The organism is Tunturibacter psychrotolerans (assembly GCF_040359615.1).
GTDB lineage: Bacteria > Acidobacteriota > Terriglobia > Terriglobales > Acidobacteriaceae > Edaphobacter > Edaphobacter psychrotolerans.
The window spans coordinates 2975010-3000952 of sequence record NZ_CP132942.1 but is presented as its reverse complement, the minus strand read 5'-3'; the positions used below and the strand labels follow the sequence as shown (position 1 = coordinate 3000952).

Sequence of the window (25943 nt, the reverse complement as noted above, 5' to 3'; positions counted from 1 at the left end):
TACTTAAAGTCATAAGCAGCCTCGCACGAATGCACCTACAGGGTGCATTTGCTCTCTAGTCCAATCCGGTCCCGCTTAAGTTAATGGTTTGTGGCGAATTGGATGCATTGTCGATCAAGTCGATGGTCGCGCTCTGAGTGCCCGCCGCGACGGGATTGAAGATGACCGAAATTCTGCAACTGGCTCCCGGAGCGAGCCTCCCGCCCGCATAGCCGCAGGAATTCGGCGCCAAAAACGACGACGCATTCGCACCCGTCACCGAAATGCTCTTGAAGTAGAGGACACCTGTGCTGCTGGTGTTGGTGACGAACACTTCCTGAGAAGGAGTCGGGAATCCGATACCCCAACTGCCGAATCCGAGGTTGGTGGTCGAGAGCGATAGGGATGCCGACGGCGCGGCTATTCCAGTTCCACTTAAATGGATCGTCTGCGGCGAATTGGCGGCGTTATCAGCTAGCATGATGGTCGCGCTCTGAATGCCCGCCGCGACGGGATTGAAGATGACCGAAATTCTGCAACTGGCTCCCGGAGCGAGCCTCCCGCCCGCATAGCCGCAGGAATTCGGCGCCAAAAACGACGACGCATTCGCACCCGTCACCGAAATGCTCTTGAAGTAGAGGACACCTGTGCTGCTGGTGTTGGTGACGAACACTTCCTGAGAAGGAGTCGGGAATCCGATACCCCAACTGCCGAATCCGAGGTTGGTGGTCGAGAGCGATAGGGATGCCGCCGGCGCGGCTATTCCAGTTCCACTTAAATGGATCGTCTGCGGCGAACTGGCCGCGTTATCAGCTAGCATGATGGTCGCGCTCTGAGAGCCCGCCGCGACCGGATTGAAGATGACCGAAATTCGGCAACTCGCTCCCGGAGCGAGACTCCCGCCTGCGTCCCCGCAGGAATTCGGCGCCCTAAACGACGACGCATTTACACCCCCGACCATGACCGGCTCTAAGTACAGAGTAGATTTGCTGCTGGTGTTGGTGACGATCACTTCCTGAGAAGGAGTCGGGAACCCGATAGCCCAACTGCCGAATCCGAGGTTGGTGGTCGAAAGCGAAAGAGATGCGGTCGGCGCAACGACGCCTGTCCCGCTCAGAGCAATGAATTGTTGCGGGAAGAGGGGATCGTTGTCGGACACTTCGGCATAGAAGATGGATTGTTCCGTGTCGAACGGAGTAAACACCAGAAAAACTGTGCAGGTTGCGCCCGGGGCTAAACTCCCGTGGCAAGAGCCGCCAGCGGCGAAATTACCACCCTCGCCCCCGAGCATCGTCGTTGCGATATTGAGGATTGTCGTGTTGCTTGTATTGGTGGCCGTCACTTGCTGGGTCGCCGAGTACCCGATGGCTTCCGCGCCGAAAGACACGCTGGTCGTCGAAAGAGACAACTCTGGTGACATCCGGATATCACTCTTGCTGGAGACGCTGGTGTCATAGGTGCCGTTTCCGGAATAACTGGCCACAACTTCGTGAGTGCCCGAATTGGCGGGCAGTGAGATTCCGCTCACTGTTGCGGTCGCAGTTGGCGACATTTGCGTTAGCAAAACCGTCGCCTCACCGCCATGGACGCTTCCAAGTCCCCAGTTTGCAGTCGCAACGTCAGGGACGCCGTCCCCGTTGAAGTCTCCAATTCCAATCGAATTGAAATTAACGCCGGAACCGGGGCTCGACCCAGCAGGCGTGAAGGTCCCGTCCCCGTTTCCGAGCAATACTGTCAGAGTTTCTTCGTTCACCACGGCGAGGTCTGGTTTCCCGTCTCCGTTGAAGTCGGTAACCGCAAGCGCCGATGAAAATCCGTCTGTCGCCGGCTTCGCCACCATTGGATTGAATGTTCCGCGTCCGTTGCCCAAGAGGATGGTGACGGTATTGCCACTTGTCACTGCGAGATCCGTCTTGCCATCCCCGGTTAAATCGACTGCAGCAATGCCGCTGGGTTGAAGGTAATCGCCGCTTGGTGGGCTGACTTGAATTTGAGTCCCTGCCTGAAATGTCCCGTCTCCGTTGCCCAAAAGAATGGTGACTGTATGGTCGAGAGTGTTCGTCACTGCAAGATCTATTTTGCCATTCCCGGTGAAATCTCCCATCGCGATGTCAAAGGGTTGCGGTCCCGTTGCCGGGCTTTCTGTCGCGGTCGTGAATGTGCCGTCACCATTTCCCAGCAAGATCGTCACGCTGTTTGACTCAGCGTTTGTGACAGCCAGGTCTGGGACCCCGTCCCCGTTGAAATCCCCAGCCGCTATGCCCTGGGGATATGAGCCGGTCGAAGGGCTTGCCGCCTGCCGAAAAGTTCCGTCCCCGTTGCCTAGAAGAATAAACACTTCATTTGAGGCGTAATCTGTGATCGCCATGTCCAGGTTGCCGTCTCCATTGAAATCCCCAACTGCCCCTTCGTGCCCCATTTCAGGGATCCAGGCGTTGGCGGTCGCAAATGAAAGTGCATTTCCAAAGGCTATAAACGTTCCTTCCCCGTCTCCCAAAAAGATCGATACCTGCCCGATGCCATTTTGATGGTTCGGGACGGCCAAGTCCGGGATGCCGTCCCCGTTGAAGTCTGCAACGAGAATGGCCCCGGCTTGACCAAGGGCGACGGTTTGGGAATTCGTCCACGTCGGACCTGGCGGATCTGGCACCAGTTCGGCCGAGCCTAACTCATTGTTCCGGTCGGTCGTGTCGAGGAAAGACACCGTGCCGCTTGGCGAAGGTGATCCCTCAGCTACAACCGAACCCGTCACAATGGCCGTAAGCGTGATCCCGGTTTGGCCCATGCTCGGCGTCAACGTTGTTCTTGATGAGAATTTCCCTGATTGTGGTGGTCCTACGGTCAATGCCGACACGCTCGACGCGCTAGCTGAGGCACTCCTTGTCCCCAGGAAGACGGCTTTATAGCTGTGGGTTCCCGCGCCGGGACGGAACTTTAGCACCGCCGTTCTTGCGCTGGTAAGCTGCGCCGTGCCCAGCAGATGGATGTCCGTGCAGTAGGCCGCTGTGGCGTCGCAAAAATTTACCTGCCCAACCGTCACTGGGGTGCTACCAGCCGTCACCTTCGCGGTCAGCGTCACCACGGTCTGCGCCTCTACAGTCGTCACTGCGCTGCCGCCCGCAGTCACCGTCAGCGTTGTGCTTGTTGGCGCGGCGCCAGCACGGCTGCCCGTTCCGAATGCGAGACAAGCGAGCGTAAATAAAAGCAGGGATTTGCCAGTGCTCGTGCTCTTGCCGAGGAGATGGAAATACGATTGATGAGCGGACCGAAGACGTGGCATGGTTTCCTCGCAGTGAATTCCAGTGGTGCGGATACGCAGCCAGTCTTCCCGGTCAAGCCGAGATGGCCGTTATGTAGGGCGATTGTTTGAGAATGCAAGTCACAGCAAGCCTGCGCCCAACTCTAAGCGAGCATGATGCAAGCAGCTGTGATGGTGCATGCGCATCCATATTAGGCTCGTGCCGATTTTTTGGCTAATGTCCCGCAGGATCTCGGGATGGACGGGGTTTTCAAGTTATTTCAAATAGGAAATCTGCAACGCAATAAGTGCCTCGGTGATTTGTCACCAACTAAGGTTGCGCCGGATTACTTTCGAATCGCCGACAATCGATCTTCGGGGTTTTGAACTTAATAAGGCGCACCGAAACATGTTTCGGTGCGCCTCTCGTTATGAGACTGCTTATGTTATTTGGTTAGGGCGGCTCCTTTGGTCTTGCCGGTCACACCTTGGATAAATGGAAGTCCATTGGGTTCGCCGTAGCCGGTGACGTTGTCCCAGCCTGGGGTTACCGTGAGAGAGGAGTCGGTGCCAAAGGTGATGGCGATGTCCTCCTCCCCGGGGACGATGGGCCAGATTGCGCTCACGAACTTGGTTTGTGAGTAAAGCAGGCCGGCGAAGAGACCGTCCTGGGAATAGAAGGTGGGACCGTTCGAGTCGTAGACGGTACCGGAGACGTCGGAGACATCGAGGGGCGAGGTGGGCAGGACGTCCGTGATCTGGCCGGACTTCAATCTTGCGACAGCTGGGCTGGCCTGGCCGAGCGGCTTACCGTTGTACTGGTCCGCGATGGCCCAGATAGCGGTGAAGATGGGACTGGCCAGGCTGGTTCCACCGATTCCGGCCAAAGCTGATTGGACGCCCTCCGAGGTGACGATGAGAGCGAATCCGGTGAACGGATCGGCTAACGCGGAGACGTCGGGGAGTTGGCGGCCGGTTCCGGGGAGTGCCTTCTGCCAGGAGGGTTTGGCGTAGTAGAGACTCTCGCCGCCGCCTGCTCCGGCGTAAAAGGAGCCAAGTTCGGTGGGGGGATCGACGGGGCCGAAGAGGTTGAGATAGGTGATGTCATTGCCCCAACCGGTGACGACCTGGCCGGTTCCAGCAGTGTTGTTGAGAATGCTGGTTCCACCTACGGCCGTGGCATAAGGTGAGTTTGAGGGAACACCAACCGCGCCAACAGGAGTACCAAGTCCGAGGTCTCCACTATCGCCAGTGGAGAACTGGAAGGAGATACCAGAAGCAGCACCGACCTTCAGGACAGAGTTGAAGGCGTTCTCCTCTGCGGAGCCTGCGATGATCTCGTCGTCGTTCTCCCAGCTATTGGAGACGGTGTTAGCGAGTTTGTGGGTGATGATGTATTGGAGTGATGCAATCTGGTCCTCATTGTCCTGACCGGATGAGGCTACGACCAGGATCTTGGCTCCTGGGGCGATGGCGTGAGCGGACTGGATGTCGAGCGCGATCTCGGTAGTCCAGCCGGTGAGGTCGGCAGCCGCCGGGTTGAGCGGTTTACCCTCGGGGTAGATGACAGAGAAGTTGCTCGATGTGAGAGCGGGCAGACCGAAAGCTTTTGCAGCTACGTTTGCATCGGTCTCGGCGGCGGCGTAACCGTAGGCTTCGACCAGAGCGATGGTCTGGCCGGTGCCGTCGTACCCCTCCTTAATCAGCGAGGTGAGGCCGTAGTGGGACTGCAGCTGCGCAGGCGAGTAGGAGATGGTGACGGCGGGATTTTTGCTGTACACGTTGCCATAAAAAACGCTGAGCGGCAAAGAAGCTCCCGGAGTTGTGAACGTATAGAGGGCCGGAGCAGAGAGCGGAGTGCCATTGATTCCACTGAGGAGGGTTGAACCTGCGTCGGCAGTGGTGACCGTCTTCTTGAAGAGAGGCTTCCCGCTACGGGGATTCTGCGCGATGCTGAGCAGGTTATGGACCTGATGACGATCGAGTCCGGCCACCGAATCGACCAGTTGTCCTGCCGCACCCGTTAGCTGCGCATCTCGAGTGTGCGCTTGAAAGGTCTTGCCGTTGTAGCGGAAGGTGTGGAGTTGGGTTTGGAAAGCAGCTTCAACTTTAGCGGTGGTTCCAGTCACACGGAGTGAGAAGTTTTGTGGATCGGTGGAGACCACGGAGAATCCCTGACTGACCAGCTCCTTCTTGACGGTCTCAAGTTCGGCCGAGGTGGGTGCGTACTTTGCAAAGTCATTCGCGGAAAACCATTGATGATAACTGGAGGACTCTGGATCGTAGAGGTCCTCGATCGCCTTATCAAACTCGGATTCGTTGTGCGTCTTCAGCACAATCGTAAGTGTCTGGATCTGGTTCGGGTCTACGGGGCCCAGATCGTTGGCAAGGCTTACTACCTTAGCGACGTTGTGTTCCTGGAGAGCGAAGGCGGGGTGAGAGGCAAGCGGTGAAAGCGAAAGCAGCGCGAGTGCTGCCCAGGATGTCGAAGTGACCATTTTGCGCAATGTCATGATTTCCCCTTATTGCGAGTGCCGACACGGATGTCAGCGTGGATACGGCGTGAAATGGACAGGCAAGTGATCTCCCGGAGAAATGTAGAGAGACCCACGGAGCGTGTTTTCGCTCTTCCCTGAAGGCAGAGGAGAGCAACCGATCAGAATCGATTGCGTTTCAACAAAGTTTTGAACGAGGGCCCTGTAAAGCCGTTCTTAGACACTCAGCAAGAAGCCGCCATACGGTTACAAGGCAAAGAACAATTTGCCAGTAACAGTAAGACAACATGAGCAGATGTTGGCTATCACTACAGAGCTGTGTCGAGGATATTGATATGCATCAACAAGTGCGGAGACTTGGGAGGGATCGAAGCAGTTGGACGCGATCAAACATGGAAGGAATATAAGCGGGCGCGCAAAACGAGTCAAGCGTGAAACTTATGAAATATCTTTTTAGCTGTGTATCGATGCTCTGGCTTCTGATTGTGAGCGAGCGACAATTCTGTAGTTGATCTCGATTGACGCTTTCAGGCCAATGCACTCATTGAGCCCTGAGCACGAAAGCTTGGTGTGTTCTCGATGATTGGTCGGCAACTCTTCCAGAGCCCCGCGATTCAGGGATTTGGTTCGATTCCGATGCGATCATTGACCGCCGGCACCCCAGTTTATGCGCGCGGCACCATCAGCCATTTGGCTTGATCTGTTACCCCTTCTCCTTCGCCACAAATAAGACTCCGAGGGTTGATGCGAGACTACCCCGTGCATTTTCGTCACGACCTTGGAATGGCCCTTGATTCTGAGAAGAGTGGTGTCCCGGACGACTCAACGCAACCTCTGTTTCCACGTGGCTTCGGTATGCAATTCTGACCTCTCACTGCCATGGGCTCACCCCACTCGCTTTCGACACATGAGTACGGGACTATGCCTTCTCGCCTGACAGAATTCCGCCCATCAATGGATCACTGAAACTCGAGCGGCCTGTCTCCACACGGCCCGCAAAGCGGCCTTCGGTCCTGGAGCCCTCGGCCTTCACGGTGAAGTCGTACCATCCATAGCTGTGCTTCAAAGTGAGCGCGACGGAAGTGGAACTCATCGTTGCGAGAGTCTTCACTACGGAGCCGGTTCCATATGAGTTGTCTTGAACGGTGACTTTAACAGGCTTGGCGCCTGAATTGTGCAGATGTACTTTCACGTTGCCGGTAAGCGACGCCCCTTGCCGCTCGTAGAGAATTTGTGTCTGCACATTTGCCGACTGAGAATCACCATTGAAGGAACGGTAGAAACCATTTGGTCCGTGGATATTAATGGAGTAGCGACCGTCTGCAAAAATTTCCAGAGGGATGTCCTCGGAGATTGTGTCTCCTGCCTTCACGGCATAGGTCGCGACCATCAATCCGTTTCCCGTCGCCGTGGTTTGCTGCGTGTTGCGGAGGTAGACATTGAAGGGTGATCCCGCCGATCGCCTGCCGTGGACATCGTTACCCGCTTTCAGGCGCAATTGGAACTTTGTTCCGTCGGGACTTACGCCGCCGTCTGCATAGAGTTCATAAGGGAGCGGTGATGACGGACGAATCCCCTTCTCTTGATGAGAGGTGAACTGGGCGCCCACCGGATTTCGATTGATCTGCTCGATCTGCTCCGGGTTCAGCTTCTTGAAGCCGGACGGGATCTCTTTATAGCGGGCTTTCTGGATGCCGACGACAAAGTGATCACGATCCAGGAACGAGAGCTTCGTCTCCTTTGGATCATGAGGACGGAAGCACGAGGTCAGATCGCCAGAGACAGATCGTCTCCAGCTGCTGATGTTCTCTTCCACCACCTGTTTGCCATGTTTCTTCTCCATGAAGTCTTCAAGAAACATGAGAGTCGAGGTGTGGTCGAAGAGCTGGGAGTTCACCCAGCCGCCGCGGCTCCACGGCGAGGCGACCACCATCGGCACACGAAATCCCATCCCGATCGGACCCGATCGCGCCTCATTCTCCGTTACCCCCTGCACGATCTCATCCTTGGCGTAGGTGTATTCGATGCCTGCATCGATACCCTCAGAAGCGCGACCGGTATGCGGTCTCTTGGGGTCTGCAGCAACATAGGAAGGCGCATGATCAAAGTAGCCGTCATTCTCGTCGTAGGTCAGGATAAAGATTGTCTTCTTCCAGACTTCGGGGTTCTTGGTCAGGATGTTCATCACCTCGGAAACATACCAGGCTCCATACCATGGAGAAGTGGGGTGATCAGAGAACTTCTCCGGTGCGCTCAGCCACGAAACCGTCGGGAGCTTGCCTCCGTCAACGTCCTGACGAAACTGATGCAGGATATCGCCCTTCGGCACCTTCATCTCCTGCTGCTTGTCGTCCTCGAAGGTGAGCTCGTCGAGCGAGCGGTAGTGCGGATCGCCAATATTGGTGACAAAGGCCGCAGTATGCAACGCCTGTTGCTGATCCGTGAGTTCCTTGAAACGTGACTCTCCGCAATTCGTGAGTGTCGCCTTCAGCTTCTCGATACGATTCCTGTCGTTGTCCAGTCTCGTTTGCAGCTGTGTTTTGGCGTGCGCATCCTTGGCCCCTTCGAGACTGTGTTCAATCTTCGCGATCTGCTGTGTCAGGTATTCAATCTTTTCCTGGATAGCCAAAGCAGCACCCGGATATGCCTCAATGTTGTAAGCAGCGAAAAACTCCAGCAGATTGCAACCGAAGTTCGTTAGCCAGGCCTGCGCTTCATTGTTGAGACCGCCCGAGTTCGTCAATTCGTTCTGGTAGAACTTCCAACTGATTCCCGCCTCGTGGAGGCGCTCCGGGTAGGTCTTCCAGGTCATCCCCCCACCGATTATCTCGTCGTTCCGCATGTAGACCCTGGAATCTACTCGTTGTGCGTCGCGCACGGTCCCTGTCCAAAAGACACAACGGTTCGGGGTCGTGCTGGTCATCACCGAGCAGTAATTCTGGTCGCAGACGGTAAAGGCATCGGCCAGCGCATAGTAGAACGGCAGATCTTCGCGGGTGTAATGCCCCATCGTCAGCGGAAGATGGGTGTACTCGCGCGAGTACGAACGTTTTGCTTCCAACCAGCCATCATGACGGCCCTCATTCCACGCATCCACCTGGCTGTGGCGGGAGTGCGGTACGGATCCCATCCATGTAATCCGTGTATCGCGAATATCCATTCTCCACGGAGCGTAGGAGTCTCCTGCAGCGTCAGTTTGGACAAAGACGGAATTGCCGTTGGGGAGACGAATCGCACGAGGGTCGTTGAATCCGCGCACACCCTGCAGTGTTCCTAGCGAGTGATCGAAAGATCGATTCTCCTGCATCAGGATGACGATGTGCTCTGCGTCGAGATACGTCGATCCCTTGTCCGGTTCGATTGCGAGGGCCCGTTGAATCGATTCTGGAATAACCCCTGACATCCCGGCCGCGCCAGACAACATCGCTGCAATCTTAAGAAAGTCCCGCCTTGTTTGCGCCATTTGATGATGTGTTCTCACTTCTTGTTTTTTATTCGACTAAGACAATCCTGGCAGCGTCCGGGAGTGAAGGACCTCGGGTGCATCGAAACGAATTCCGTCGCGCCAGCCACCATGCTGATTCTCGTTCGCCACCGGAGAAAACACAATGCTGATAACGAATCTTTTATGTCAGATATTAGATTTATGTCTTTGTAATATCCGACTGCTATCAAGGCTCTCACGCGCGCTGATAGGTTCAATGTTCTCCAGATCGATCTACACCGATCTGCGCTCATCATCCATTCAAGCGACTGATTAGACCTGAAGGCTTGCGAGCCTCCAGTATTTTTATTTCCCTTCGGAGCAGGTATGTTTGCGGTTCGTTTTACTCGTCGTCTGGGCCTTGGTGTACTCCTTCCTCTTCTCGTAGTTATGGCCCCACATATGCAGGGGCAAACTGCGAATCCCCAACTTCTTCCCTATGCCACGACGCTGGTCGCAGGCGGCGGTACAACTGCAACCTTCACCCCAAACCAGATCTGCCCCAGCGGCAAAATGGCGTTGGACAAATTCGGCGATGGCTGCCTGGCAACGGAGGTGCAATTAAATGACCCCCGCTACGTTACCGAAGATTCGCAGGGCAACGTCTTCATCTCCGATTCCAAAAACGCCATTATCCGGCGGGTCGATGCTGTTACCGGCGTGATTACTGCGATCGCCGGCGGTGTGACGGCAAACCCCGCCAAGTCCGCAGCCTGCGGCGGCAGCGACACGAATACCTCGACCGACTGGCAAGGAGACGGCTGCTTGTCGACCTCCGTAAAGCTGGGCGCTCCCCAGGGGCTCGCGTTTTCGCCCCTTACCGGCAATCTCTACTTCGGCGATACAAGTAATTCAACGGTCCGCATGATTGCAGCTGATAGCTCGGGCCTGATTACCGGCCCGGGTGTTATCAGCAATGTCGCAGGCAACATTGCCGGCACGAAGGCTGCTTTCGGCTATGCGGCAAACACTGCTTCATCGACTATTAGTGCTGCTACCGGAGGCTCGCTCGATAGCCCCTATGGCATCACTTTCGACAAACAAGGCGTCCTCTATGTTGCCGATGAGTTCAGAAATGCCATTCTGGCGGTGAATCTTACTTCGGCTACAGTCACGATCGCCGATATCTCGATCCCGACAGGAACGATTGCAAAGATCGCAGGTTTTCAGAACGCGGGAGATGGCGCTTACTGCCCAAATGGCACTACAAGTAGCGCTGGATGCGCTTCTGGTGCATGGACACCCGGGAATCCAGCCAGCACCTCACAGATGCATTCTCCGTATGCGCTGGTCACCGACGGACTGGGCGATGTTTACTTCGCCAACGAGTTCAGCGCAGCTGTCGCGCAGATCTCATCAGGGGGAATCATCTCCACCTGGGCTGGGACGCAGGCTTCGACAACAGTCACGAATCAGCGTGGTACGGCGAATACGGTTCCCATCGGGAGCAACTTCGGTCTAGCGATCGACACCAACGGCAACATCTACACCTCCGACTCCCTCAAGGGCTGGATCTGGCGTATCGATGCAGCGAATCAGGGGATCTATGTCTTTGCTGGTGCGGGCAAACCTTGCGCCGGTGCTTACGGCGATGGCTGTCCGGCAAACGAGACAAAGTTTTCAACGGGTACGATTGGAAGCGGTGGCACTTTCGCCTCTGTTGGTGTCGCTGGGCTCTACTCCGACGCTGCGGGTACGCTGTTTATCGCAGATTCTGTCGCAGGTTTAGTCCACAAGATTGCAACCAACGCGAATTTCGGCACGATCCTGGGCACAAACCCAACGCAGACGGTTAGCATTCACTTCGGCGTGAACGACGGCCCGGCCGGTATACCGTATACGCTGACCGCTAATCCCAACAACTTCTCCCTTGGCGAATCCAGCTGCACGACCAACACTGACAACACGACAGATTGTTCGCTGCCGATTACGGCGACCCCGACGCAGACTGCGTCCGGTCCCTTCTCGAGCACCCTGCATATTGCCAGCGCTAAGGGCCTGACTGCGGATATTCCCCTCACCGGCTATCTGGAACTGGAACAAGTCGCTAGCAACACCTCACTCAATCTCTCCACAAACAGCACAAATCCCGTATCCCCAGTAACCATCACGGCTACAGTGAGCACCACCACGACGTCAGCTCCGATCACCGGCACCGTCACCTTCTACAACAACGGAACGCAGATCGGAACTCCGCAGGCCGTTGCCAAGGGACAGGCGTCCATTCAATACACCTTCCCCGTAGGAGCGGCCTCGGTGACGGCGAGCTACAGCGGGAGCCAGTTCTTCTTCGGTTCCACTTCGGCAGCGAACTCTGTCACCTCAGTTATCCCTACGTTCACGATCACGCCGGTGCAACCGATGATCACGGTGGCCCAAGGCCAGATTGCAGCGAATGGCATCACTTTGAACTCCACGGGCAGTTATGCAGGCATGGTCTCGTTTGCCTGCTCGGGGCTTCCAGCGAATGCTTCTTGCCAGTTCAGTCCTTCATCAGTATCAGTTGGAGCAGGCGGAGCGACGGTGGCTCTGTCCATTATTACGGCCGGACCGGGCAGTTCTGCGGTTCGCCCCCTTGCTCTTCCCGGTTCTCGTGGAGGGCAGATCGTCTTTGCCTGTCTTCCTGGAGCAGCCCTGCTTCTGCTGGTCCTGCGCGGCCGTGTCAATGGGAAGCTCCCCAAGACGCTCTTGCTGTTGGCCATCCTGATGGGCGGTTCGGCTTTTCTGAATGGATGCAGCAGCGGCACGAAGACCGGACCAACTACCGCTACAGGAACGAGCACTCTGACAATCACAGCGACCGGAACACCCAACGTTGTTTCGACGGGAACCAATATCGTTCAGACCGTCTCCATGACGTTGGCTGTCACCCCTCAGCCGTAGCGGCTCTCCTTACTACGCAATCCATTTATCACTACGAAGCCGGGTCGCACCCGGCCTGAAGCAGACATTGGGAGATTCATTGATGCAGCGTAAGTTTATTTTGTTCTTCACGGCGGTATTCCTCATTGGATTGTTTGTGGCCCCTCGCTCGACCGCCTTTGCGCAATCGGCCTCGACCGGCGCTATTGGCGGCACGATCTCCGATCAGAACGGCGCTATCTTGTCCGACGTCATGGTGACGGTCACCAACTCTGCTACAAAAGCAGTTCGTTCCGCCACTACCAGTAAAGCTGGCGACTACAGCATCACCGAACTCGAACCCGGCACCTACACCCTCGTCGTAACCTTCACCGGCTTTCAGACCTACCGCGAGGCACAAGTTCCCGTCTCGGTAGGCGATGCCACCAACGTCTCCCCTAAGCTAAGTGTCGGCAAGGTCACGGAGACCGTCGATGTCACCGACGAATCTCCGACGATGCACACGGACTCGCCCGCCATCTCCACTGTCGTCGACCAGACCGAGATCGACAATCTGCCGATCAACGGCCGCCGTTGGTCGAGCTTCGCCCTGCTGACGCCCGGTGTCGTCTCCAACAGCGACGGCTTCGGTCTTCTGAGCTTTCGCGGCATCAGCTACCTGCTCAACAACAGCACCCTGGATGGAGCCGACGACAATCAGGCCTACTTCTCCGAGGCTCGCGGTCGCACTCGCGCCGCCTACTCCATCTCCCAATCTGCCGTGCAGGAGTTTCAGGTCAACACCTCGAACTACTCCGCCGAGTACGGACGCGCAGCCGGAGGCGTCATCAACACCGTCACCAAGAGCGGCGGCAACCAGTATCACGGCGAACTCTTCTTCTATGATCGCGACAATAATCTGGGGGGAGCAGTCAATCCATACACCACGTTGACGGTGCCTAACTCCTCGGGCACCTATGTCACCGCTCCGTATAACCCCACCGACTGGCGCAAGCAGTGGGGATTCGGCATAGGCGGCCCGCTCATCCGCAACAAGCTCTTCTGGTTCTACTCGTACGACCAGCAGCAGCGAAACTTCCCTGGTACTGCACGAGCCTCCGACCCTGCCGACACCTTCGCCTCGGCCAACTCCGTTCTCCCCGCCGGTGAGAGCTGCAACGCCACCACCGGCACCCTCACCGTCAACGGCGTCGCTGAAGCAGCGGGCACAGGCAATCGTCCCGGAGCACCATGGGGCGGCGACTGGGAGTCCTGCCAACTGGCATCCGCCATCGGTTCCAGCTACCAGAGTGGTGCCGCCTACTACACGCAAGGGCTCGGCATCATGAACACCTTCCTCGGCACAGTGCCGCGTACCGGAGATCAGGTCATCAACTTCCCAAAGCTCGATTGGCAGATCACCGAACGCAATCACCTCGCTGTCGAGTACAGCCGTTTCCGTTGGGATTCGCCCGCAGGCATGGAGACCCAGGCCTCCAACTTTGACGGCCGCGCCTCCTTCGGCAACGACTTCGTCAAAGAGGACGTGGGAATCGCACGGCTGACCACCATCCTCAATGACCATCTCGTCAACAACTTCGTCTTCCAGTATGGCCGCGACCTCGAGACCGAGACCTCGCAGACCCCGCTACCCAACGAGCTTCCGCTTACCAACAATCAGTTCCAACGCCCGCCCAATGTGGAAATCGGATTCGAGTACGATTCGGAAGGTTTCAACATCGGCAAGCCCGATGACCTCGAGCGCCACGCACTCCCCGACGAGCGTCGCCTGCAGGGCATGGAGTCCGTCTCCTGGAGTCACGGCAAGCATCTGACCAAGTTCGGCCTCGATTACAACCACGTCTCCGACTACATCAGCAATCTCTTCAACGAAAACGGTACCTACGAGGAAGACTATTCGTGGGAGTTTATCGGGGACTATCTCCACTCTGTGCTCGGCCTCGGCGGCGCCAACTATGCAGCCAGTAATGGTGGCGGCAGCTACTTCGGCTTTGCCCAGGGATTCGGCAACACCGCCTCGCTCATTGCGACCGATGAATATGCTGGCTTCCTTACCGACGACTGGCGCATCACTCCACAGCTCACTCTTACCCTCGGCGTGCGGTATGAGTATCAGTACATTCCCCCCAGCCCCACTCCCAACCCCAATCTTCCTCAGACCTTCGGACATCCCGACGATCGAAACAACGTCGGTCCTCGCGTCGGCTTCTCTTACAACGTCTATGGCACAGGAAAAACCATCCTTCGCGGCGGATATGGCATGTACTACGGTCTCGTGCCGAACGCAAACATCCTCCAGACCTACCTCGAGTCCGGCGGACCCAATGCACAAATCAACTACAGCGGCCTCTATACCGCCCCTGGTCACTGCGGTCCTGCATTTCCTACAATCTTTACCAGCGCATCACAGCTCGCCAGTTGTGTAGGAGCCTCTACGGTTGCCTACCTCTCGCCACATCTTCAGAATCCGCAGGTGCACGAGGCCGATATGGCCATCGAGCAGGACCTCGGCCACAACGTTACCTTCGCTCTTACCTACATGGGTTCCTTTGGCCGCGAGCTCGACAGCTCCAACGACACCAACGTCAACCTGACTGGAAACGAGACCATATCCTACACGGTCAACAATTCCACCACGCAGACAACGGCCCCCGGCGCCTACGTCACCTTGCCGCACGGCGGGAAGAATCCGCCGCTCCCGAACGGCTTCGTCTATACCACCACACTCTTCACCGGTGCGAACCGTCCCAACCCGAACTTTGGCGATATCCTCGAGATCGCCAGTAACGTCAACTCCAAGTACAACGCATTGGCGGTCCAGTTGAACCGTCGCTACAGCCACGGCTTATCGATTCTGTCCAACTTCACCTGGGCCCATGCACAGGACTTCAATCCCTACATAGGAACGGGTGTTCCCACCTTCAACGTCTTCGATCCCACCGACCTCCGCAGGGAGTACGGCAACAGCTCGTTGGATGTTCGTCACCGCTTCGTCTTCGCCGGTATCTATCAGCCGCAGGTTCACATCAATGGCTGGGAGAAATACCTCGTCGACGGCTGGAGAATCGCACCGGTCCTGCAAATCCAGAACGGTCTACCCTACTCACCGAAGGTCACCGGAGGCACAAGTGCTGGAGAGTTCAAGACCATCAACGGCGTAGGATCGAGTGCTGATCGCATCGACGTTTTGGGCCGAAACCAGTTCACGATGCCGAAGACAGCCAATGTCGACCTGCGCGTAGGCAAGAACTTCTATCTTCCCGATACCCGCATCGGTAGCTATCGTTTGGAGATATTCGCCGAAGCATTCAACCTGCTGAACCACCAGAACATCACCAGCGTCTCGAACGGCGCTTACTCTATCCCCAGCGGCAATGCCACCCTGCAGAACACGCTCAACTTCCTGCCGAGCTACGGCACCTACCTCAACTCCAACAGCAACAATATCTACAGTCAACGGCAGATGCAGCTCTCCGCGCGACTCCACTTCTAACAGCTCGCAACCTTGCAAAACAACTGTAGCGGCCTTCGGGTCGCTACAGTTGTTTTGAAAAGATCTCGCATGCTATCTCCGTCGAGTTTTCGATTTAGCCCAACATGCAGCAATGCTTAGGGCCGGGCTACTGGCGCATCGCTCAGGGTTTCCTTACCGAGCAGGTAGCGAACATTCTCTTCCGCAAGAGGTGTCAGATAGTCTTGTGCGATCAGGGCGGTCAGCCTGTGACCTTCATGCCCCCATGCATGACAGCGCGGCACAAGGGAAAAACACAGCAGTATCGAAGTAAATGCCTTCTTGAAAATGGAGATCTCCTTTGCCCGTGGCGAGCAGGAGGACACTCCGCTTTCAACCGGCGTCTTAAGCTTAGTACGTGTCTCGCACAAAAACAGGCAGAACGGACTGAATCTTGCACATAAATATAGCGTCTAGTCTTTAGATAAAGTCACTGGAGTCTTACTTGAATCGATTGGCTGTCTCGTTACTTCTGCAACGTTTCGCATTCGTTTTGATCGCAATCTCTCTCGGGCAATTCGGTCGCGCCCAACAAAGCTCGCAACCTTCCACGATGGCCCACTCCCCTGTACCGACCCTCAATGTGACCAGCCGCCTTGTCCTGGTCGACACTGTCGTAACGGACAAGAATGGCAACCCCGTCACCGATTTGAAGAGAGAGGACTTTGCCGTCTATGAAGACAAAGCGCCTCAGCGTATCGACTCCTTTGAGCCCCCGTCCTTACACACGCTACCCGCCGGAAGTGGAGCCACCTCCTTCAATCTCGACGAGCCAAAAAGCTTCGGACAGTCGCCTGTAACCATTCTGGTTCTCGACGAGCTCAACAGCCATTTTGAGGACTCCTCATTCGCCGTTCACTCCGTCAAGCAATACCTCGATACGCGTCCTGCGCTCCTCGACCAGCCAACCACGCTCATGCTCGTGTCGGACAACAAATTCCGCGTCCTGCAGAACTTCACCCGCGACCGCGACCTCCTCTTGAAAGCTCTCCACGATCAATCTGTTCACTATGCCTGGAAGCTCGAAGACGATAAGAGCATCGGTTATGGAGCAGTCGAACGCCTTGATCAGTCGCTCAGCGCGTTAGAACAGATTGCACAGTCCTCGGCGCGCATTCAGGGTCGCAAAAACCTGGTATGGATCGGGCAAGGCTTCCCCAGTATCGATCCAAGCGAACTCGCAACCAAAGACCAGAACCTTATCAGCGATACCATCGAGCATTTGACCAACGTTCTGCTCGACACGCGCGTGACTCTTTACGCCGTGGATCCAACAAGCAGCGCTGCAGGAATGGTAGAGATCACCGATCCCACTCAACTCGAATTCGCGCAGGCCGCGGGCGACTCCTTCGTGCGCAATTCAGATCCCTTCGGAGCCCAATTGGACTTCGACCGCCTTGGGCCGGTCACCGGTGGTCGCGTTATCCGAGGCATGAACGATATAGATAAACAGATCGCCAACTCCGTCGATCTTGGCACGAAGTTTTACACCATCGGCTACTCCCCCTCCCCCTCGAATGACACTCCGCGTCAATACCGCAACATTCGGGTCGTCTGTCTCCGTGCGGGACTCACCGTGACGACGCGCAACGGCTATTACACAACGCCCCCCACCAGTCAGAGCTCAAAGGAAACACTCATCTACGATCTCAACACGGCTGCCCTCAGCCCCATCCCGCTCAATGCATTAAAGGTGACCGTTGAACCGACTAAATCAGCGCCCGTTTTTACAGGCAGCTATATCGTCCACGTGGATGCCTCGACTCTCACCTGGCACTCTACAAATACAGGTATGAGTGCTGCGAGGTTAGCGGTTCTTGTTGTTGCTCTGTCGTCGAAAGATAAAATTCTTTCTCACACTCTGCAAAACATGTCCGCCATGACAAAGGGCGGAGCAGATCTTCAGACATCAGGAAAGACCGCAGATTTTCTCGTTACGAGTGCGCTGCCAAAGGGAGTTGCACGCTTGCGCTTTGTCGTACGCGAGACGGAGACCGGGCGCATCGGAACTGCTGATGTCACTCTCCGCAAGGAAACGAAGCCAGATCGATCTTGAGTGATTTGCCCATTTCGCGCCCCTTGCGATTCACTGCTCACGGTTTAATGAAGGTAAGTATCGAGATCAAACAAGCGAGGCCGAGGCATCCGCTCCAATCGCTTTTGTTGGATGTCAGCACCACATGAGCTTGGTGCGCGTAATTCCGGGTGGTCGGCAACCCTTCCGTTACCCGAACAGCCAACGATGGATAACTTCCGTGTAGCCCGTTATCCGCCCAGAATCCGGGTCAGACATGGTTGCAAGAGGTCCTGTGCGAAATCGCCTTGGTATCGTTGTGGCGTAACATTTCGACAGCCTTCGCCGTTTTCTCCGGCAGACCCCTTTTACCAAGCCCCCTGACAACAAGGGAGGGAACATGAGTTCCACGAAGAACCCAGGCAGATTCGCAGGACTGCTGTATGTACTCTTCTCAATACCGGGCGTCTTCGCTATGGTCTATGTTCCCAGCAAACTACTCGTGCACGGAAACGCAGCGGTGACGGCCAACAATATTGGGGCCTCCGAGACGCTTTTTCGCCTCGGCATCGCAGCCCAACTCATCAGCCAGGCCGGTTTTATCTTCGTGGCTCTAGCTTTATACGACCTGCTCAAGGAGGTCAACCGGCGGTACGCCTCGCTCATGGTGACATTCGTTGTTGTCTCGATCCCGATAGCGTTTCTGAATGAGCTGAACTCAATCGCTGCGCTCGTTCTCGTGCGCGGCGCTGACTTCCTAACCCTATTTGAAAAGCCTCAGCGGGATGCTCTGGCTATGTTGTTCCTCAATCTTCATTTTCAGGGACTTGTTGTTGACGAAATATTTTTTGGTCTGTGGCTCCTACCGCTCGCGCTGCTCGTCTACAAGTCGCGATTGGTACCGCGCTTCCTTGGCGTCTGGCTCGCGATCGATGGCTTGGCGTGGGTGATCCTGAGCCTTACGGGCATACTGTTGCCGCGATACTACGACAAGGTGTTTACCTTCGCTCAGCCCGCCTCCTTCGGGGAGGTGGCGTTTATGCTGTGGCTTGTCATCAAGGGCGCCGGGTCGCCAGTGCTGGACGCCACGGCCTTATCGTCGGCGGTTGGTTAAGATGAACTTCGCGGGTTGTCGGCAACTCGGAAATTGCACCAGCAATGAGGTGCTTCCGCCCACAAAGTATCCGGCCACACTCTCTTGACTCATCTGTTATTCTCAAATCAGAGAGAAGCTGTCGAAGCCCGGCCATTCCAGGTCGGGCTTCCGCACTTAACGAACCGTAGGAAGTCCAGACCTAAACTGTCGGGATCGAATACTTTGCACACTTTTAGGTGGGATGGGGAGTAACCGGCAATGCACGACGCAGAGAGCAACAACCGAGCGCGCCCAACTATGCTCTATCTCGCTGTCACCGCCTTTCCGCGATATATATTTTGCGCGCTCCTGCTCATCTCCGGATGCATCTACGCCCAACTCCCCGCAGGCGCCATCGACACCACCGCTCCGCCGAAGACCGCACCACAAGATCCCCTTCGCGCCGAGGCTAACCAAGCCCTAGATAAGCAGGACTATCCCACCGCCCTCAAACTCCTGACCGCCCTCGCCGAAAAATCCCCCACCGACGCCCATCTCCTCTACGACCTCGCCTTCACTCAGGACGCGCTCGACCAGACCACCGCCGCCGAGGCCACCTACCGCCGCGCCATCGCCACCGACCCCAACTTTTTCGATCCCCACCTTGCCCTCGGCCTCCTCCTCGCCCGCAGCGGTCGCCTCACCGACGCCCACGCCGAACTCCTCAAAGCCACCACCGTCACCACCGACAACCCAGCCCTCAAAGCCCGCGCCTTCCGCGCCCTCGCCCGCATCGACCAGACCGCAAACCCCGCCACTGCCAGCGACGAACTCCTCTCCGCCATCAAGCTCACCCCCGAAACCGACGACGACATTCTCCTCTCCGGCGAGCTAGCCGAAGCCTCAGGCGACAACACCGCCGCCGAACTCGCCTACCGTCGCCTCCTCGCCGTCGACCCGCAAAATCACGACGCCACCGCCGCCCTCACCCACCTTCTCCTCCACCAGCAGCGACCCGACCAGGCCGAATCCCTCCTCACCGCCGCCCTCGCCAAAGATCCCGAAAACGCCACCCTCAACGCTCAGCTAGCCAGCCTCTACGAGCAGCAAGGAAAGACCGCCCAGGCCATCCCGCTCGCCGCGAAACTCCACGCCGCTCACCCGGACGACGCCAATCTCACCCGCCTCCTCGCCCGCCTCTACAGCCGCAACCAGCAATACGACCAGGCCGCCCCCCTCTACGCCTCGCTTTTGGCCAGATCCGCGCAGGATCCCACCCTCCTCGACGACAGCGCCGACGTCCAGATTCACCTCAAAAACTTCGCCGAAGCCGAAGCCCTCCTCAAGCGCGCCATCGCCCATCCCGAAGCCTTCCCGAACCAGGACGATCTGGCCCAGGCCGCCAGCCATCTCGCCTTCGCCGCCTCGGCTAACAACGATCCCACCACCACCTTGCAAGCACTCGCGATTCGTGATAAAGTGCAGCCACAGTCGCCGTCGTCCTTATTCCTTGCGGCTACTGCGCACGACAAACTGCACCACACCAAACAGGCGACCGACCTGTACAAACAGTTCCTCTCCGTGGCAAACGGCCAATTTCCGGATGAGGAGTGGGAGGCCCGCCACCGCCTCGTCACCCTCGCAAACACGAAGTAGGCAAGCGCTCCCATAAGAGGTGCGTTATGAAATCGATTCTTCGGTTCGCCTTCCTCCTCTCTCTGCCGCTGCTTCTAGCAACACCCGCCCGAGCCGCCAACGTCGACGACAACCTTCCCAACGCTCAGGCCCTCCTTGCGCTCGAGCTGCGCGCTCAGCAGGCAAATCCCAGAGATCAATGTTTCCTCTACACCGAGCTCGTCCACGTCATGACCGAGATCGCGGGCAAACAGATGCTCGACGGCGACGTCGACCAGGCCACCGCCTCCCTTAAAAAGGTCAATGACTACGCGAAGCTCATTCACATGGATCTCTCCAGCAACTCCAAACGCGTCAAAAACGCCGAGGAACTAATGCACCACACCTCCTACCGTCTCGGCGAATATCTCCGTAAAGCCTCCAACGAAGATCGCGACACGTTGCAAGCGACCCTCAAGCAGCTCGACCAGGTTCACGACGAGCTTCTCGCTCAGGTCTTCAAAAAATAAAATCTAGTCACTAACAAATCCAGACACCAGGAACCGATGCTTCGTAGACTCTTGTTCGCTCTCCTCCTGCTCCCGCTCGCTCTTCCCCTGCACGCCCAAAGACAGGAAGCCGCTCTCTCCGACGGCGAAATCGAGCAGCTCCGCGAAGCCGCCTACTATCCCAGCGACCGCATCCTCCTCTTCATCAAACTCCTAGACACCCGCAACAAATCCATCCAGGATCTCTTCGCACACCCGCGCAAACCCGGCCGCGAGCAAGACACCCACGATATCCTCGAGCAGTTCACCGCCATCGCCGACGAGCTCAACGACAACCTCGACGACTACGGTCCCCGCCACCGCGACATCCGCAAGGCCCTACCCAAGCTCCTCGAAGCCACCGAGCGCTGGTCTTCCAACCTCAAGTCCCCACCCGACGACGAAGCCTACAACGTCTCCCGCAGACTCGCTCTCGAAGCTGTTCACGACTTACACGACCAGGCCACGCAGATGATCGAAGAGCAAAAGGCATGGTTCCTCGCGCATCCTCCCCCCAAAGAAAACAAGAACGCCCCCATCGACCCGCCACGCTGAAACCCACCGCTATTCGAGTCCGCCTCGACAAAAGCTCCGCAACCGAACCCCAAACGGCACGTCCGCGCCAGGCTCTTCCTCTTATAAAATTGTTCTTATGCGCAGTTCTTTTTCGCGACTATTCACATTGAAGAAAATCGCATTCAGTAGTTCAACTAAGGACAAGCCCTGAACCCACCGAAGCATTCCGGCCCATCATCCCTGCGCAAGTTCATGCAGCTCTTCTCCTCGTCCGCAACGCCATCCCTCTTCCCCGCCCACGAGCTTCCCCCATCCCCCACGCTCCCGCTCACACCCCGCCACCCCAGAAAACCCCGCGCCGCAAAACCGAAGTCCACAGCCCCCACCTCCCTCATCGCCGTCTTCGAGGAGCAGTACCGCGAACTCCGCCCCCGCGCCCCCATTCCTCCACTCGACATCCGTTTCCGTCGCTTCACCTCCCTCAACACCACCATCCGCCTCCGCGAAGGTCGCCTGCACGTCCGCCTCTCAGATCTCCTCGAATCCGCCCCAGACCACGTCCACCACGCCATCGCCCACATCCTCCTCGCCAAGCTCTACAAGAAACCCATCGCCCCCTCCCACGCCGACCGCTACCGCCGCCACGTCTCCTCCGAAGCCATCTCCCGCCAGGCCGAGCACATCCGCCAGACCCGCGGCCGCAAGCGCCTCTCCGCCCCCACCGGCCACCACTACGACCTCAACGAAGTCTTCGAGTCACTCAACACCCGCTTCTTCCACGGTCTCCTCGGCCGCCCCACCCTCACCTGGTCTGCTCATCACGCCCGCCGAATGCTAGGTCACTACGACGCCGCACACAACACCATCGTCGTCAGCCGTGTCTTCGACCGCCTCGACACCCCCCGCTGCGCCATCGAGTATCTTCTCTACCACGAGATGCTGCACCTCAAGCACCCAGTCCGTGTCAAAGCCGGTCGCCGCTGCGTACACTCCCGCGAGTTCCAAGCCGAAGAACGTCTCTTCCCCGAACTCGAAGCCGCAAAAGCCTACCTCAAGCGTCTCTAAACAAAACTCGATCTTCACCCAGCCACAGCCCACCGGCACAGCTCGATCGAATCAGTCCTTGCACGCCTGAACCAACAATCGCGGCGGAAACGGACTATCCGGTTTTGCAACGATCTTCGTTGCGGTAATCACCTTCTTATCGAGCACCGCGACAACAAAATTCCAGCCCCCTTTGGACATATCGTTCAACCACACCGCTACCAGCGTGTCCGTCTCATGCAACACCGGCAAAGGCTGCGTGACATCGCTCTGACCGGAGACAAACGGTATGCCAAGCTGTTGCAACTGGCATAAATCGTCTTTCCCAACCACAACGTTCTCAAAGTAAGGCTGCCCTCCTCCAAACTCCTGCGGAATCACCGAATAAAAAGTATTCGTGAACATGCAGATGTATCCGATCGTCCCCACCACAAAGGCCGCAACCGCAATCACAAGCCAAAACCGCCTCAGACTGATTTGCGGCGCAGGCCGCTCCGTTCTCTCCCGGTCAAGCAATCGTGCCCCCAAATAAACCGACACAGCCGCAATCAGAACAGGAAGATAAACCGCCAATGTCACAAGCAGCGACGCAAGCAACCGCTTGGAGACGCTGCCTCCCGGATTCGTGATCCTCCATACCTGCCAAACCGTGCTCTGCCCCATGCTGGGATGCGTCTGAAAGCAGGAAAAAACCGAAGCGCCAAGAAGCAACATCAGAGAACCAACAAACAAGATCGCAATATGCCCAAGCGAAGACAGCCTCCGCACCGTCTGCTCGTGGCGCGTTGCCATCGACCACGCCACAAAAAATGCCGGAGACGCCAATAGCAGATACGTGAACAGCACCACGATCCCGGTCAGCAGCAGCTTCGGTTTGGCAAAGGAAAAATCCACGATTCCCAGGCTATGCAGATACGTGTTAATTGCGACCGCGCCCGTCACATACGCGAACGCTGCCAGAATCGTGATGACCTTGGTCGCCTCGCCGAGATCGAAGTGACTCCATATCTCCCCCGCCGCCGGTATCTTCTCAGTCTCCGTCATCCGCTCCATCACGACTAACTCATTCTGCAAGATTCTAACCCGGAAATCACCGCCCTATGCTAGACTTCCGCCCTCCCCACAATCCGGCCCCAGCACATGCGTTATGCCACATCAACATGAGATCAACGGTGAATTCACCAGCAAGAAAGGCTATCCATGGATCTTTCAAAACGCGCAACAGCTGAGTTCTTCGGTACCTTCTGGCTCGTCTTCGGCGGTTGCGGTAGCGCCGTCCTCGCAGCAGCTTTCCCCAACCTTGGAATCGGCTTCGTCGGTGTCGCTTTAGCCTTCGGCCTCACCGTTCTCACCATGGCCTTCGCCATCGGCCACGTCTCCGGCTGCCATCTCAACCCCGCAGTCTCCATCGGTCTTGTCACCGCCCGGCGCTTCCCCATCTCCGAGCTCCCCGCCTACATCGTCGCTCAGGTCGTCGGAGCTGTCGCTGGCGCCGGTGTTCTCTACCTCATCGCCAGCGGCAAACCCGGCTTCTCCCTCGCCGCCGGATTCGCCTCCAACGGCTACGCCGACCACTCCCCCGGCGGTTATTCGCTCATCGCCTGCTTCGTCGCAGAGGTTGTCCTGACAGCCTTCTTCCTGCTCGTCATCCTCGGTTCCACCGACGAGCGCGCCCCCAAAGGATTCGCCCCCATCGCCATCGGTCTATGTCTTACGCTGATCCATCTCATTAGCATTCCCGTCACCAACACCTCGGTCAACCCAGCCCGCAGCACCGGGCCCGCGATCTTCGTCGGTGGCTGGGCACTCAGTCAACTCTGGCTCTTCTGGCTCGCTCCCATCCTCGGCGCGATTCTGGGCGGCCTTATCTCCACAGCCTTCTTCGCAGCCCCACAACCAACCCTCCGCGAAGAGATGTCCCGCGACAAACCATAAACAGGCTGCCTCTAGTACTCCCGTTGGTCGAAATCGTTGAACACGACCAACGGGAGCACAAGCGAAGCAGTATATAAGTCACGAAGTGACCGCATCGCGCGCAGCGAGCCCGTCCGGCAGGACACTGTCCTTACGAACTCATCTCCACCACCGGCGAAACCACCACAGTCCCACGCCGCGTAGCCACCATTACAACCAACCCCACCACCACCGACCCCAGCGCCGCAACCTGCGCATTGCTCATACCCCAATAGAGCCGCGGATTCACCCGCACAAACTCAACCAGAAAACGCGCAATCCCACTCAGCGAAAGATACAGCCCAGTCATCCAGCCAAGTGGCCTCGCTTTTTTGCCCAGCTGCCAAAGCAGCCACGCCAGCGCCATCGCAAACAAAAACTCATACACCGGCGTAGGCTGCACCAGAGCATCCGGCGGAGTAGGCAGCACCAACGCATTCTTCGCCATGTGCACTCCCCAAGGCAGCGTCGTGTTAATCCCGTAATCCCCATCGCCAGAGGTCAAACATCCAATCCGCCCCACGCCATACCCAACCGCAGCCGCCGGCGTAGCCAGGTCCAGCATCCGCACCGCAGCCTTCCCCGCAGACAGCCCATCCGGCTTCGCCAGACTGCCCTGCCACATTAGCATCGCGATCCCGGCCAGCATCCCACCAAACCACGCAAATCCCGCCTGAAACCAGTGCAAAAAGTCCATCGCCACCGCAAACGGCCGACTCCATCCCGGAGCAATTATCTGCCGGAACGCCGCATACAAATCCGCCGGGTTCTGTAGCTCATGCCACGCCTTCGCACCCAGCACACCAGCGATCACGACAAACGCGACAACATTCAGCGCATCGGCATCCACGCCATTCCGAACAAAATTCTTATGCAGCACCACCGTCGCTGCCACCGCCGCAAGCCAAAGCAACAGCCCAAACGTACCCAGGTGAATCGGGCCAATATCGATATAGGGAAACATAATCCTCGCTCCCTTAAAGTATAGCGGCCTTTGCCTCAGCCCCCTATTCGCGTTAGCCTATCCCTTATGTCCTCCAGCACGCCCGTCTTCCCCCCCGCCGCAGAGATGGAGATTCTCTTCTCCAAACAACAGATCGCCGATCGCACCCGCGAAATTGGAGCCCAGATCTCCGCCGACTACAAAGGTCAATCCATCGTCCTAATCGGCGTTCTCAAAGGCGCAGCCATCTTCCTCGCCGATCTCGCGCGCGCCATCCAGGTCGACAACACCTTCGACTTCGTCGCCGTCTCCAGCTACGGCCGCGCCCGCGTCTCCTCCGGCGCCGTCAAGCTCATCAAGGACATCGACAACCCAATCGAAGGCAAGCACGTCATCATCGTCGAAGACATCCTCGACACCGGCCTCACACTTAGCTACCTCCGCGGCCTTATGCTCCAGCACAAACCCGCATCGCTCAAGATCGCAACTTGTCTCGACAAACCCGAGCGCCGCCTCGTCCCCATCGAAGCCGACTACATTGCCTTCAAGATCCCCAACCAATTCGTCATCGGCTACGGCATGGACTACGCCGAGCGCTACCGCGGCGTCGAAGACATCCGCATCTTCCCCGCTGAAGTCGCCGGTCACTAACTACGCACGAAACGAT

15 protein-coding genes are annotated in these 25943 nt (G+C 57.3%); 10 read left to right on the top strand and 5 right to left on the bottom strand.

What is annotated here, in order from left to right; translation table 11 throughout:
• Positions 1-55: 55 nt before the first annotated feature.
• The 3 genes from RBB77_RS12425 to RBB77_RS12415 form a co-directional block, all read right to left on the bottom strand.
• Entirely contained in the window at positions 56-3259 is a 3204-nt protein-coding gene (locus RBB77_RS12425; protein WP_353062075.1) for an FG-GAP-like repeat-containing protein, read from the bottom strand.
• Between the two features lie 404 nt (positions 3260-3663).
• A complete protein-coding gene (locus RBB77_RS12420) occupies positions 3664-5730 on the bottom strand; it encodes a S53 family peptidase (protein WP_353062074.1) in 2067 nt (688 codons plus the stop codon).
• Positions 5731-6631: 901 nt separating this feature from the next.
• The gene (locus RBB77_RS12415; protein ID WP_353062073.1) at positions 6632-9175 is read right to left on the bottom strand and encodes a phosphocholine-specific phospholipase C; all 2544 of its coding nucleotides are present in this window, start codon (positions 9173-9175) and stop codon (positions 6632-6634) included.
• Positions 9176-9523: 348 nt separating this feature from the next.
• Between RBB77_RS12415 and RBB77_RS12410 the strand changes: the two genes are divergently transcribed.
• The 8 genes from RBB77_RS12410 to RBB77_RS12375 all read left to right on the top strand — a co-directional run bounded on the left by RBB77_RS12410 (position 9524) and on the right by RBB77_RS12375 (position 22401).
• Positions 9524-12079: an Ig-like domain repeat protein gene (locus RBB77_RS12410; protein WP_353062072.1), complete on the top strand. Its 2556-nt coding sequence runs from the start codon at positions 9524-9526 to the stop codon at positions 12077-12079.
• A gap of 82 nt (positions 12080-12161) precedes the next feature.
• Positions 12162-15551: a TonB-dependent receptor gene (locus tag RBB77_RS12405; RefSeq protein ID WP_353062071.1), complete on the top strand. Its 3390-nt coding sequence runs from the start codon at positions 12162-12164 to the stop codon at positions 15549-15551.
• Positions 15552-16014: 463 nt separating this feature from the next.
• Complete coding sequence (locus tag RBB77_RS12400; RefSeq protein WP_353062070.1) at positions 16015-17625, top strand: VWA domain-containing protein; 1611 nt, start codon at positions 16015-16017, stop codon at positions 17623-17625.
• Positions 17626-17983: 358 nt separating this feature from the next.
• Complete coding sequence (locus tag RBB77_RS12395) at positions 17984-18697, top strand: DUF4386 domain-containing protein (protein ID WP_353062069.1); 714 nt, start codon at positions 17984-17986, stop codon at positions 18695-18697.
• A gap of 240 nt (positions 18698-18937) precedes the next feature.
• Positions 18938-20314, top strand: a complete 1377-nt coding sequence (locus RBB77_RS12390) for a tetratricopeptide repeat protein (protein ID WP_353062068.1) — start codon at positions 18938-18940, stop codon at positions 20312-20314.
• 26 nt (positions 20315-20340) lie between these two features.
• Positions 20341-20802 carry a hypothetical protein gene (locus tag RBB77_RS12385; protein ID WP_353062067.1) on the top strand — a complete coding sequence of 154 codons (462 nt, stop codon included), beginning with the start codon at positions 20341-20343 and terminating at the stop codon, positions 20800-20802.
• Between the two features lie 36 nt (positions 20803-20838).
• Complete coding sequence (locus RBB77_RS12380; RefSeq protein ID WP_353062066.1) at positions 20839-21375, top strand: hypothetical protein; 537 nt, start codon at positions 20839-20841, stop codon at positions 21373-21375.
• Positions 21376-21588: 213 nt separating this feature from the next.
• Positions 21589-22401 (top strand): M48 family peptidase, encoded by an 813-nt coding sequence (locus tag RBB77_RS12375; protein ID WP_353062065.1) that lies wholly within the window; start codon positions 21589-21591, stop codon positions 22399-22401.
• A gap of 51 nt (positions 22402-22452) precedes the next feature.
• Here RBB77_RS12375 and RBB77_RS12370 read toward each other — a convergent pair whose 3' ends face one another.
• Positions 22453-23454, bottom strand: coding sequence for a hypothetical protein (locus tag RBB77_RS12370; RefSeq protein ID WP_353062064.1), 1002 nt, complete (start codon positions 23452-23454; stop codon positions 22453-22455).
• Positions 23455-23580: 126 nt separating this feature from the next.
• Here RBB77_RS12370 and aqpZ point away from each other — a divergent pair, with 126 nt between their 5' ends.
• Positions 23581-24315 carry an aquaporin Z gene (gene aqpZ / locus RBB77_RS12365; protein ID WP_353062063.1) on the top strand — a complete coding sequence of 245 codons (735 nt, stop codon included), beginning with the start codon at positions 23581-23583 and terminating at the stop codon, positions 24313-24315.
• 130 nt (positions 24316-24445) lie between these two features.
• Here aqpZ and RBB77_RS12360 read toward each other — a convergent pair whose 3' ends face one another.
• On the bottom strand, positions 24446-25297 hold the full coding sequence (locus RBB77_RS12360; RefSeq protein WP_353062062.1) for a prolipoprotein diacylglyceryl transferase: 852 nt from the start codon (positions 25295-25297) through the stop codon (positions 24446-24448).
• 66 nt (positions 25298-25363) lie between these two features.
• Between RBB77_RS12360 and hpt the strand changes: the two genes are divergently transcribed.
• Positions 25364-25927: a hypoxanthine phosphoribosyltransferase gene (gene hpt, locus RBB77_RS12355; RefSeq protein WP_353062061.1), complete on the top strand. Its 564-nt coding sequence runs from the start codon at positions 25364-25366 to the stop codon at positions 25925-25927.
• Positions 25928-25943: the final 16 nt, after the last annotated feature.